Origin of the sequence: Kribbella caucasensis, from assembly GCF_004361855.1 — a bacterium.
Classification (GTDB): Bacteria; Actinomycetota; Actinomycetes; order Propionibacteriales; family Kribbellaceae; genus Kribbella; species Kribbella caucasensis.
The window spans coordinates 105,772-116,968 of sequence record NZ_SNWQ01000017.1; the positions used below are offsets into that span (position 1 = coordinate 105,772).

11 protein-coding genes are annotated in these 11,197 nt (G+C 68.8%); 8 read left to right on the top strand and 3 right to left on the bottom strand.

Annotation, left to right across the window (positions count from 1 at the left end):
- The first annotated feature begins 2 nt into the window (after positions 1 to 2).
- The 8 genes from EV643_RS30345 (at position 3) to EV643_RS30380 (ending at position 8,387) form a co-directional block, all read left to right on the top strand.
- Positions 3 to 956, top strand: a complete 954-nt coding sequence (locus EV643_RS30345; protein WP_133803598.1) for a carbohydrate ABC transporter permease — start codon at positions 3 to 5, stop codon at positions 954 to 956.
- A complete protein-coding gene (locus tag EV643_RS30350) occupies positions 953 to 1,795 on the top strand; it encodes a carbohydrate ABC transporter permease (protein WP_133803599.1) in 843 nt (280 codons plus the stop codon). The genes EV643_RS30345 and EV643_RS30350 overlap by 4 nt, the downstream gene beginning before the upstream one ends.
- Entirely contained in the window at positions 1,792 to 3,261 is a 1,470-nt protein-coding gene (locus EV643_RS30355; protein WP_133803600.1) for a mannitol dehydrogenase family protein, read from the top strand. Before EV643_RS30350 ends, EV643_RS30355 begins: the two co-directional genes overlap by 4 nt.
- A complete protein-coding gene (locus tag EV643_RS30360; RefSeq protein WP_133803601.1) occupies positions 3,261 to 4,289 on the top strand; it encodes an NAD(P)-dependent alcohol dehydrogenase in 1,029 nt (342 codons plus the stop codon). The genes EV643_RS30355 and EV643_RS30360 overlap by 1 nt, the downstream gene beginning before the upstream one ends.
- A gap of 74 nt (positions 4,290 to 4,363) precedes the next feature.
- The gene (locus tag EV643_RS30365) at positions 4,364 to 5,797 is read left to right on the top strand and encodes an FGGY family carbohydrate kinase (protein WP_133803602.1); all 1,434 of its coding nucleotides are present in this window, start codon (positions 4,364 to 4,366) and stop codon (positions 5,795 to 5,797) included.
- 129 nt (positions 5,798 to 5,926) lie between these two features.
- Positions 5,927 to 6,715, top strand: coding sequence for a hypothetical protein (locus EV643_RS30370; RefSeq protein WP_133803603.1), 789 nt, complete (start codon positions 5,927 to 5,929; stop codon positions 6,713 to 6,715).
- 80 nt (positions 6,716 to 6,795) lie between these two features.
- On the top strand, positions 6,796 to 7,185 hold the full coding sequence (locus tag EV643_RS30375) for a PRC-barrel domain-containing protein (protein ID WP_133803604.1): 390 nt from the start codon (positions 6,796 to 6,798) through the stop codon (positions 7,183 to 7,185).
- A 437-nt stretch (positions 7,186 to 7,622) separates the two neighbouring features.
- Complete coding sequence (locus EV643_RS30380; protein ID WP_133803605.1) at positions 7,623 to 8,387, top strand: sensor domain-containing protein; 765 nt, start codon at positions 7,623 to 7,625, stop codon at positions 8,385 to 8,387.
- Positions 8,388 to 8,390: 3 nt separating this feature from the next.
- Here the strand turns inward: EV643_RS30380 and EV643_RS30385 are convergent, their stop codons facing one another.
- Genes EV643_RS30385 through EV643_RS30395 form a run of 3 tightly spaced genes read right to left on the bottom strand, consistent with a single transcriptional unit; the run spans position 8,391 to position 11,115 of the window.
- Positions 8,391 to 9,128 carry a potassium channel family protein gene (locus tag EV643_RS30385; protein ID WP_133803606.1) on the bottom strand — a complete coding sequence of 246 codons (738 nt, stop codon included), beginning with the start codon at positions 9,126 to 9,128 and terminating at the stop codon, positions 8,391 to 8,393.
- Positions 9,129 to 9,166: 38 nt separating this feature from the next.
- The gene (locus EV643_RS30390) at positions 9,167 to 10,426 is read right to left on the bottom strand and encodes a sensor histidine kinase (RefSeq protein WP_133803607.1); all 1,260 of its coding nucleotides are present in this window, start codon (positions 10,424 to 10,426) and stop codon (positions 9,167 to 9,169) included.
- Positions 10,423 to 11,115 (bottom strand): response regulator transcription factor, encoded by a 693-nt coding sequence (locus EV643_RS30395; protein WP_133803608.1) that lies wholly within the window; start codon positions 11,113 to 11,115, stop codon positions 10,423 to 10,425. The genes EV643_RS30390 and EV643_RS30395 overlap by 4 nt, the downstream gene beginning before the upstream one ends.
- Positions 11,116 to 11,197: the final 82 nt, after the last annotated feature.

Consider the following 11,197-nt stretch of genomic DNA (forward strand, 5'->3'; position numbering starts at 1 on the left):
TGATGACCGTCGAAACCGAGACCCGGCCTGGCCGGCACGCCGCGCCGCCGCCCGGTGGCGAAGGAACCCTGATGCGCCGGACCGGGGACTGGGCCCGCCGGGCACCGTTGCTGCCGGCCCTGATCTTCATGATCATCGTGACCCAGTTGCCGTTCGTGGTCACCATCATCGTCTCGTTCATGGACTGGAACGCGTACTACCCCGACGAGCGCGGGTTCGCCGGGATCGACAACTTCCGCCGGGTGCTGACCGACTCGAACACCCGGAGCGCGATCTGGGTGACGATCCTGCTCACCGCGGGTGTCGTCCTGATCAGCCTGGTGCTCGGACTCCTGATCGCGTTGCTGCTGGACCGGAAGTTCCGCGGCCGCGGCGTGGTCCGGACGATGATGATCACGCCGTTCCTCGTCGTACCGGTCGCGGCCGCCCTGCTGTGGAAGCACGCGCTCTACAACCCGTCGTACGGGCTCTTCAACGGGGTGCTGAAGTGGTTGTTCGGTGACAACGCGCCGCAGCCGGACTGGATCAGCAACCAGCCGTTGTGGTCGATCATCTTCGCGCTGGTCTGGCAGTGGACGCCGTTCATGATGCTGATCCTGCTGGCCGGTCTGCAGAGCCGCCCGCTGGACGTGATCGAGGCGGCCGGGATCGACGGCGCCAACCAGTGGGAGATCTTCCGGTACATGACGTTGCCGCACCTGCGCCAGTACCTCGAACTGAGCGCGCTGCTCGGCTCGATCTACGTGGTGCAGAACTTCGACGCCGTCTTCACCATCACGTCCGGCGGTCTCGGTACGGCGAACCTGCCGTACACGATCTACCAGACGTTCTACACCGCGCACGACTACGGCCGGGCTTCGGCGGCGGGCGTGATCGTCGTCATCGGCACGATCCTGATCGCGACGTTCGCGCTGCGGTCGGTGTCCACGCTGTTCCGAGAGGAGACCGGACGATGAGCGGGCAGATCACGATCGTGACCGGACGGAAGAAGCGTGGCGGGGTGCTGCTGAGCGGGCTGGCCTGGATCGTCGGCCTCCTGTTCGTGCTGCCGGTGCTGTGGATGCTGCTGACCTCGTTCCACTCCGAGGAGGACGCGGCGAAGAACCCGCCGGACGTCGCCGCGCCGCTGACGCTGGACGGCTACCGGTCGTTCTTCGACACCGGGCCCTGGCCGTCGATCGCGAACTCGCTGACCGCGAGCATCCTGTCCACCGCGCTGGTCATCCTGCTCGCGTTCCCGGCGGCGTACGCGCTGTCGATCCGGCCGGTACGGAAGTGGACCGACGTGCTGTTCTTCTTCCTGTCCACGAAGATGCTGCCGGTGGTCGCCGGCCTGCTGCCGATCTACCTGTTCGCACAGTCGGTCGGGTTCCTGGACAACATCTGGCTGCTGATCATCCTGTACACGTCGATGAACCTGCCGATCGCCGTGTGGATGCTGCGGTCGTTCCTGTCCGAGGTACCGGTGGAGATCCTGGAGGCCGCGTCGGTCGACGGTGCGAACCTGGTCCGGACACTGCGGTCCGTGGTCGCGCCGGTGGTGACACCGGGGATCGCGTCGGCGGCGCTGATCTGCTTCATCTTCAGCTGGAACGAGCTGCTGTTCGCCCGGGTGCTGACCGGTACGGTGGCGCAGACCGCGCCGGTGTTCTTGACTGGGTTCGTGACCAGTCAAGGGTTGTTCCTCGCCAAGGTGTGTGCCGCGTCGATCGTGGTGTCGCTGCCTGTGCTGATCGCCGGGTTCGCGGCTCAGGACAAGCTCGTCCAGGGTCTGTCGCTGGGAGCCGTCAAGTGACCTTGAACTCCGGCTCGTTGGGTGCTCTCGGCAACAAGGTCGGCGGGCCGGCGTACGACCGTACGGCGGTCCGCCCGGGCATCGTGCACTTCGGCGTGGGCGGGTTCCACCGGGCCCATCAGGCGATGTACCTGGACCGGTTGATGAACGACGGCAAGGCACTCGACTGGGGGATCGCCGGGGTCGGGGTGATGCCGGCCGATCGGCGGATGGCCGACGTGATGAAGGCGCAGGACTGCCTGTACACGTTGGTGGTCAAGCATCCGGACGGGACGCTCGAGCCACGGGTGATCGGCTCGATCGTCGAGTACCTGTTCGCGCCGGACGACCCGGAGGCGGTGCTCGCGCGGATGGCGGATCCGCAGACCCGGATCGTTTCGCTGACGATCACCGAGGGCGGGTATCACGTTCACCAGGTGACTGGGGAACTGGACACGTCCGACGCCGGGCTTGCCGCGGACCTGGTCGAGGGCGCCACGCCGATCAGTGTCTTCGGGTTCGTCGTGGAGGCGCTGGCCCGGCGCCGGGCGGCCGGGGTTCCGCCTTTCACGGTGATGTCGTGCGACAACATCCCGGGGAACGGTCACGTCGCGCGGAAGATGCTGACCTCGTTCGCCCGGTTGAAGGACCCCGAGCTGGCCGACTGGGTCGAGCGCGAGGTCCGGTTCCCGAACTCGATGGTGGACCGGATCACGCCGGTCACCGCCGATGCCGACCGGGACGCGCTGGCCGACCGGTTCGGCGTCGAGGACGGGTGGCCGGTGGTCTGCGAGCCGTTCACCCAATGGGTGCTCGAGGACGATTTCGGTGCCGGCCGGCCGCCGTACGAGGAGGTCGGCGTGCAACTGGTGCACGACGTCGAGCCGTACGAGCTGATGAAGTTGCGGCTGCTGAACGCGAGCCACCAGGCGCTCTGCTACCTGGGCTATCTGGCCGGATACCGGTACGCGCACGAGGTCTGCCAGGACAAGCTGTTCGTCGACTTCCTGCTCGGCTACATGGACGAGGAGGGGACGCCGACGCTGCCGGAGGTGCCCGGGGTCGACCTGTTCCGGTACAAGCGGCAGCTGATCGAGCGGTTCGCCAACCCGGAGGTGCGGGACACGCTCGCGCGGCTCTGCGCGGAGAGCTCGGACCGGATCCCGAAATGGTTGCTGCCCGTCATCCGTGAACAGCTCGCCGCGGGCCGCGGGATCGACCGAGCCGCGCTGGTGGTCGCCTCCTGGGCCCGGTACGCCGAGGGCGTGGACGAGCAGGGCGAACCGATCGAGGTGGTCGACCGATTGCGCGACAAGCTGGTTGAGCGGGCCCAGCGGAACCGGGAAGATCCCTTGGTGTTCATCTCTGATCCGGATCTGTTCGGTGACCTGGCTGCCGATGAGCGGTTCGTGGCGGCGTACAGATCTTCGCTGTCGTCGCTGCACGAGCGTGGAGCCCGGGCGACGCTTGAAGGACTGGCCGGTTGATGGTTGACACCATGCGGGTGTCCGTACTGCGTGGCGTCGGCGACGTGGTCCTGGAGCGGCGGGCGGTGCCACGGCCGGGCCCAGGCGAGGTTCTGGTGAAGGTGTCCGCCGTCGGGGTGTGCGGATCCGACACGCACTACTTCGACCACGGACGGATCGGGAGATTCGTCGTCGACCAGCCGCTCGTCCTGGGTCACGAAGCGTCGGGCGTGATCGCCGAGGTCGGCCCGGGAGTGACCGGCCGCCGGGTCGGGCAGCGGGTGTCGATCGAGCCCGGCCGGCCGGACTTCACCTGCGAGCAGTGCCTCGCCGGACGGTACAACCTCTGCCCGGACATGCGGTTCTTCGCCACCCCTCCGGTCGACGGTGCCTTCGCCGAGTTGGTCGTCGTACACCAGGCGATGGCGCACGTCGTACCGGACGGCGTGAGCGACGAGGCGGCGGCTTTGCTGGAGCCGTTGTCGGTGGCTGTCTGGGCCTGCGGAAAGGGCGCGGTCGGTGCCGGTTCACGGGTGCTGGTCACCGGCGCCGGGGCGATCGGCCTGCTCTGCGTGCAGGTGGCGCGAGCACTCGGCGCGACCCGGATCGCGGTCTCCGACGTGAATCCCGCACGTCTCGCGGCAGCGTCGGAGCTTGGTGCCACCGACGTGATCGACGCCCGTACGGCGAGGTTGGCGGCCGGACTGGACTGGTCCCCGACCGTACTGCTCGAATGCTCCGGACATCCACCCGTCGTCGCCGAGGGCATCCGATCCCTCGCCGCGGCCGGCCGCGCGGTGCTGGTGGGCATGGGTGGTGACGAGCTGCCGTTGCCGCTGTCGTACGTGCAGGAGCATGAGATCGAGGTGACCGGAACCTTCCGCTATGCCAATACGTGGCCTACGGCGATCGCATTGGTGGAGAGCGGCCGAGTCGACCTGGACAGGCTGGTGACCAGCCGCCACGGGCTGGAGCAGACACCGGACGCGTTGGCTGCCTCCCGCCGGGACCCCGAGGCGATCAAGGCGATCGTCCATCCCGGGAGGTGAGCGTCATCCTCGAGGCCGGTGGGTAGCGGATACCGTTGGGCCGCGCCCCACCGCTCCGAGAAGAGAGGCCGAACATGAGTCAGCAGAGACTGGTCGCCGGAGTGGACTGCTCCACCCAGGCGACCAAGGTCGTGGTGTGCGATGCGGCGACCGGTGAGGTACTACGGGAGGGGCGCGCGCCGCATCCCGACGCCACCCAGGTCGACCCGGCCGAGTGGTTCCGGGCTTGGGAGATCGCGTCGGCGGACGGCCTGCTCGAGGGGGTCGAGGCGATCTCGGTCGGCGGCCAGCAACACGGCATGGTCCTGCTCGACGGCGCTGGTGACGTCGTCCACCCGGCCGTGCTGTGGAACGACACCAGTTCGGCCGATGCCACGCTCGAGCTGATCTCCGAACTGGGCGGCCCCGAGGCCTGGGCCAAGGCGACCGGATCGGTCCCGGTCCCCAGCTTCACGATCACCAAGCTCCGCTGGGTCCGCGACGCTCCTGCGGCCGCTCGGGCAGAGGCTGTTGCGCTGCCGCATGACTGGCTCACGCACAAGCTGGCCGCGGACCGTGACGGCATCCAGGACATCACCACCGACCGCGGCGACGCATCAGGTACCGGTTGGTGGTCCCCGTTCTCCAACGACTACTCACCGGAGCTCGTCGAACGCGCCTTCGGCCGCCCCCTCGCCCTGCCCCGCGTCGCCGGCCCAGCCGAGATCGTCGGCCACACCGCGTCCGGCGCCGCCCTGGCCGCCGGCACCGGCGACAACATGGCGGCGGCACTCGGTCTCGACCTCCAACCCGGCGACGTCGCCGTCTCCCTCGGCACCAGCGGCACCGCCTTCGCCACGACGTCGACTCCCACCGCCGACCCGACCGGCTTGGTGGCGGGCTTTGCCGATGCGACCGGCGGCTACCTCCCCCTCGTCTGCACCCTCAATGCAGCTCGGGTCCTCTCCGCCACCGCCCAGCTCGTCGGCCTTGACCTCACCGCCTTCGACGAAGCCGCTCTGGCCTCCTCCGGTTCCGACGGTCTGGTCCTTCTGCCCTACCTGGACGGCGAACGCACCCCCGACCTCCCGCACTCGACCGGCCTCATCTACGGCCTCACCCGGGCCACCGCCAACCCGTCGACCATGGCCCGGGCCGCCGTGGAAGGCCTGCTCTGCGGCCTGGCCGACGCGGTCGACGCGCTCCGCGCCCAGGGCATCCCGGTCAACCGCATCCTCCTTCTTGGTGGTGCCGCCCGCTCCCGCGCAGTACAGGCTCTCGCCCCCGCGTTGCTGGGCGCTGCGGTCGTTCTCCCGGAGCCAGGTGAGTACGTCGCACTCGGTGCCGCCCGCCAAGCCGCCTGGGCCCTCTCCGGCGATCCGACCCCGACCACCTGGCCGATCGCGCTCGGCACTCCCGAACCAGCCGGCCTGACCGACACCGACGCAGCCGAGGTCCGAGAGCTCTACGCCACGGTCCTCACCAACACCCGCCCACTCCTTGCGCAACCTTTACGCAAACGCTTGTAACACTCACCGTGATCACCCGATAAGCCAGCGGGCGCGGCCATTTCCCGCCCGCTGCGACTTACTCTGGGGGTTCGTTCGACCGTCTCGGTCAGCGCTGACGCCCCGACCGGCTATCTGCTGAAGACCTGCTTGGTCGAGTTGAGCGCCGCGCAGCCGGCCGACTCCGTGGGCATGGGCAGCTACTGCGCCACACCCACCGCCAGTCCCCGCACCACGGCGGCGGTGACACCGAAGGTCTCCGGTCCGGGATCCATCTCCTTCTCGCTCGAGACCGACGGCTCCCACCGCAAGCTGATCGCGCAGCCGGTGACGCTCCTCGCGGCGCGCCGGGCGACGATCTCCGCTCCGGCGGTGAACTACGGTCAACGGGGCACTGCGAAGGTGACCGTGCAGGACACCCACCGGCTCGGTACCTGGTCGGCCGCGCCCGCCGGTATCACCGTGACCTTGCAGCGCCAGGCGGTCGGCGGTACCACCTGGGCGACGGTCGGCTCGGTGAAGACGGTGACGGGCGGCGTGGCCTCGATCCCCTTCACCAGCGGCGCAAACGGCAGCTTCCGGGCCGTACTGGCGTCCTCGGTCCCGGGCGAGACGGTGATCGCGCCGACCGTACCGGCCGTGTCCGTCGCGACCGTTGTCTGGCGCGTTGTGCCGACCTCGGTCACTCGCGCGAAGACCGTCACCTACGAGGTCGCCGCGGCGCCGTACGACGCCGGAGCCGTCGCACACCTGCAGGCCCGCAAGCCCGGCTCCACCGTGTGGACCACGGTCCGCAGCGTCGCAGTCCCGACCAACACGATCACCCGCATCGCCTACGCCTTCCCAACCACCGGAACCTGGTCGGTCCGAGTCCTCCGAGCCGCCACCAAACAACACGCCGCCGGCCTGTCCGGCCCCGCCACCGTCAAGGTGAGCTAGTGGCCCGTTGCGCGCCACTAGTTGTTTGAAATGGAGCGATGACGGTTACCGGGAGTGTGGTCGACGAGAGGAGGACCACGATGAGTGACCGTGTACTGCTGGTGAAACTGGGTGAAACGGACCTGGTGCTGGCTGATCCCGAGGACGATATTCGTGGCCGGACGGTCGTGGACACCGACGGGGAGAAGTTCGGCAAGGTGGACGGACTCTTCCTGGACCACGACGAGGGCAAGGTGCGGCTGCTGCAGGTCGTGGACGGCGGATTCCTCGGCCTGGGCAAGGAGTCGCGCCTGGTCCCGGTCGAACTGGTCCGCAAGCTCGACGCCGACCAGGTCGTGATCGACCGCCACCGGCAGGCCGTGGTCGATGCCCCCGGCTACGACCCCGAACTGACCGACGCCCCGGACTACGACGACATCTACCGCTACTACGACGTCGGCCCCTGGTGGGGCACCAGACCATTCGGCTGACCCCGCCGGACGCGGGGACCTTGAACACCATCCCGGGACCGTGAACAAGGCATAACCTGTCCCAGCCCCCGACAACTTGTTCACGGTTCCGGGAACTGCGGCTGCGCCGGAGGAACTCTCCCAAGTCCGCTTGGCAGGAGGCCCGGCCTTCCAGATGGGTTTGAGCGGCGACCTTGAGCACGGGCCAGTCACGTCCTGGCCCGGAACACGGCCGGCCGGTGCTCAAAGCGGCGGCACTCGAGACCCCGCCAGCCGGAGCAGCTCACTGAGCGGCTGGAGGAGTTGGATGGGGTGGCCGTCGAGATCGGCGGTCCACAGGATTGCCCGCGGGCTCCGGAACACGCGACCGAGCGTGCCGGCGTACGGATTGCCGTCGTTGTAGATTGCGGTGACTTGTTGTCGACGGGATCCCGCCCGGTCCAGGATTGGACGGACCGATGCGTGCTCCGAAGTCGCTCGCCTTTGCCGCCGCCGCGGGCCTGCTGGTCGTGGGCTGCTCGAACGAAGAGCCGTCGGGCTCGCCCGCGCCGTCGACCAGCACCAGTACGCCGAGCGCGACGCCGACACCAACTCCGACACCCTCGGCGACACCGTCCACGCCGAAGCCGGCCGGACCGCAGACGCGGACCGCGGCCGAGCTGAAGAAGGCACTGATGGCGTTGGCGGATCTACCGCCGGGGTTTTCGATCGAGTCGGATCAGGCGGCGGAAGGCGGGGACATCACGGCGTCGTCGAAAAACGCGGCCTGCGCCAAACTCGTTGCCCTCACCAACGCCGACACCCCGCCCGGTTCGAAGGCATCGGCCATCGAGTCGTACTCCGGCGGTCAGGAGGGCCCGTTCATCGACGAGCAGATCGACGCGATGGGTACCCCGCAGGCCGTCGCTGCGTTGCAGAACTCCTTCCGCTCCGCGATCCGTAGCTGCAAGACCCTCACCCTCCGCGTCCCCAACGAGGGCAGTTCCACGGTCCAGGTACGAGAGGTCTCCCCACCCCAAGCCGGCACCACCCCGGTCGCCGTCCGCTTCACCGCCACCAGCGGCCCCCTCGAAGGCCTCGAACTGACGATGGTCACCACCGGCGTAGCCGATGTGGTCATCGCCCTCACCGTCATGGGCTTCCCCGAAGACGTAGCCGGCGCTACCGAAACCGCCGTAACCAAAGCCAAGAAGACCCTCAAAACCACCAACTCCGGCACCTGATGATCAGTGCTCCGGTGGGGGTTCGCGGAGTACCGCCAACTGCTTCTGCAAAGCCGTGATCTGAGCACTCAACGCCAGTAGGTCGGCTCGTGTGGCGGCTTGGCTCTTGTCTTCTACCTCGGCGACCCGTTGCACCAGCCAGGAGGCGAGCGACGCGGTGATGACGCCGAGCAGGGCGATTCCGCCCAGCATGAGTCCGATCGCGACGACCCGTCCGGTGCCGGTTGTCGGGAAGCGGTCGCCATAGCCGACGGTCGTGACAGTGGTGAACGCCCACCAGACAGCATCACCGAAGGTCTTGATCGTTGCGTTCGGCGCGTAACGCTCGGCGTCGAGAACTGCCAAGGCGGAAACGAAGATCAGCAGCACCGACGAGCCGGCGACGTAGACGGCGACGCGTCCGCGGAGGGTGGCACCGGCGTACCGGTTGACGACGTTGAGCAAGGTCAGCAGCCGGAGCATTCGCAGCGGGCGGAGAAGCGGGAGGACGAGCACCGCCAAGTCCAACAGGTTGCTGCCGATGAACTGCGGGCGTGACGGGGCGAGCGCGAGGCGTACCAGATAATCGACCGCGAATGCAGCCCAGGCGATCCAAGTGATGACACGGCACCAGGTGCTGGCGCTGTCGCTCAGGTCGGGCACCAGGATCGGTGTTGCGTAGCCGACGAGGAACAGGATGGCGAGGGCGGCCAAGGGCCACTCGGCAGTGCGTTCCCAGCGGGTCAGGTGTGCGGTGGTCATGGGTCAGGGTTGCCCGGCCCAACCCGACCGTCCAGGGGTCAGGGGCGGGGGCCTAGGGGGTCTTCGTTGGGTGGGGTGGGGGTGCGGCGGGTGGTGTTGGTGAGGGAGCGTTCGGGGAGCCAGAGGATGAAGGTGCTGCCTACGCCCAGTTCGGAGTGCAGGGTGACGGTGCCGCCGTGGGATTCGACGATCTGGCGGACGATGGCCAGGCCCAGGCCGGCGCGGCGTTGGCCGGTGGACTGGACGGTGGCGGGGGACTGGCGGGCGCCGGAGCGGAAGAAGCGGTCGAACACGCGGTCGGCGTCGTCTTCGGCGATGCCGGGGCCCTCGTCGCGGACGGCGATCCAGGCCCAGCCGTTGCGGCTGCCGACGGCGAGGACGAGTTCGCTGCCGCCGCGGGCCAGCCGGACGGCGTTCGAGAGCAGGTTGTCCACGGCCCGGCGCAAGGCCGAGGCGTCGCCCGCGGCGGTCGGGCCGGGGGAGAGCCGGCGGACCAGGTGGAGCTCGCGGTCGGCGGCGAGCAGGGCGTACTCCTCCGCGGCCTCGCCGGCGATCGAGGCGAGATCCACGTCGGCGTCGACGAAGGCGGGCGACGAACGCCGGGCCGAGGCCAGCAGGTCCTCCACCAGGCGGGTCATCCGCTGGATCGCACGGGCGACGATCGCGGTCGCTTGAGCCCGGTCCTCGGACGGCGTGTCGTCGTGGGCCAGTACGGCGTCCACGTTGGCCTGGATCACCGCCAAGGGGTTGCGCAGTTCGTGGGACGCGTCGTCCACCAGCTGCCGTTGCGCGACGAAGGCCGACTCGAGTCGCTCGAGCATGTCGTCGACGGTGTCCGCGAGATTCCGCAGCTCGTCGCGCGGACCCTCCAACGCGATGCGCCGGGACAGATCGGTCGCGGTGATCTCCTGCGCGGTCGCCGTGATCCGCCGTACCGGCCGCAACGCGCGACCCGACAACCACCAGCCCGTACCGAGGCTGACGATGAACAGCGCGCCCATCCCCGCGGCCGAGTAGTTCCGCAACGTCTGCAGGGTCTGGTGGTTCACCGCCGACTCGATACTGGAGATCTCGGCGGCCTGGATCACCACGTTCGGCTTGACCTTCAGCTCGCCGTCGGCGCCGCGGTACACCTTGTTCACCGTGATCGGGTCGAGCGGTTTCGCGTCCAGCAGGGCCGACAGCGCGAAGTACACGCCGCCCAGAAGCAATGCGGACAACGCGATCAGTACGGCGGAGTACGTCAGCGTCAAGCGGAACCGGATGGTCTGCGTCCAGGACGGCAGTCGCGTGGTCATGTTTCACCTCTGAGCCGGTAGCCCCGGCCGATCACGGTCTCCAGCACGGGTTCCTCGCCGTCCGTCGTGAGCTTGCGCCGCAGCGTACCGACGGTGACGCGCACGCTCTGGGTGAAGGGGTCGGCGTTCTCGTCCCAGACGTGTTCGAGCAGTTCCTCGGCCGACACGACGTGCCCCGGCCGCGACATCAGATACCGCAGTACGCCGAACTCCTTCAACGTCAACGGCAACTCCCGGCCGGCCCGGGTGGCGAGGTGACGCGAGCTGTCCAGCACGAGGTCGCCGACGTGCAACTGGGTGCTGCCGTTCGTCACGTCCCGGCGGAGCAGCGCGCGGATCCGGGCCAGCAGCTCGACCAGCGCGAACGGCTTGGTCAGGTAGTCGTCGGCGCCCTCGTCGAGCCCGCGAACCCGGTCGGCCAGCGAGGCGCGCGCGGTCAGCATCAGCACCCGCAACTCGCGCCCGGATGCGACCTCGATCTCACCCCGGCGGACGGCGCGGCACAGATCCAGGCCGCTGGTGTCCGGCAGCGTGATGTCCAGGATGGCCAGGTCGTACGCCGTGGTCGCGAGCTTCTCGACCGCCTCGGCACCTGTCAACGCGGTGTCGACCGCATAGCCGGCCCGGCCGAGTCCCGAGCGCAGAGCGCTGACCAGGCCTTCTTCGTCCTCAACCACCAGTAGTCGCACATCCCAAAGGTAACCGTGCTGCCAGCGGACCCCGGGGTGCTCTTTCGGTGGACTTTCGCCGCACTTTCCGGTCGTTTTCGGG

Coding starts and splice junctions, on each gene's coding strand:
- EV643_RS30385 (WP_133803606.1), bottom strand. CDS start 9,128: ATGACCACCGCACACCTGACCCGCTGGGAACGCACTGCCGAGTGGCCC.
- EV643_RS30365 (WP_133803602.1), top strand. CDS start 4,364: ATGAGTCAGCAGAGACTGGTCGCCGGAGTGGACTGCTCCACCCAGGCG.
- EV643_RS30345 (WP_133803598.1), top strand. CDS start 3: ATGACCGTCGAAACCGAGACCCGGCCTGGCCGGCACGCCGCGCCGCCG.
- EV643_RS30350 (WP_133803599.1), top strand. CDS start 953: ATGAGCGGGCAGATCACGATCGTGACCGGACGGAAGAAGCGTGGCGGG.
- EV643_RS30390 (WP_133803607.1), bottom strand. CDS start 10,426: ATGACCACGCGACTGCCGTCCTGGACGCAGACCATCCGGTTCCGCTTG.
- EV643_RS30380 (WP_133803605.1), top strand. CDS start 7,623: ATGCGTGCTCCGAAGTCGCTCGCCTTTGCCGCCGCCGCGGGCCTGCTG.
- EV643_RS30360 (WP_133803601.1), top strand. CDS start 3,261: ATGGTTGACACCATGCGGGTGTCCGTACTGCGTGGCGTCGGCGACGTG.
- EV643_RS30375 (WP_133803604.1), top strand. CDS start 6,796: ATGAGTGACCGTGTACTGCTGGTGAAACTGGGTGAAACGGACCTGGTG.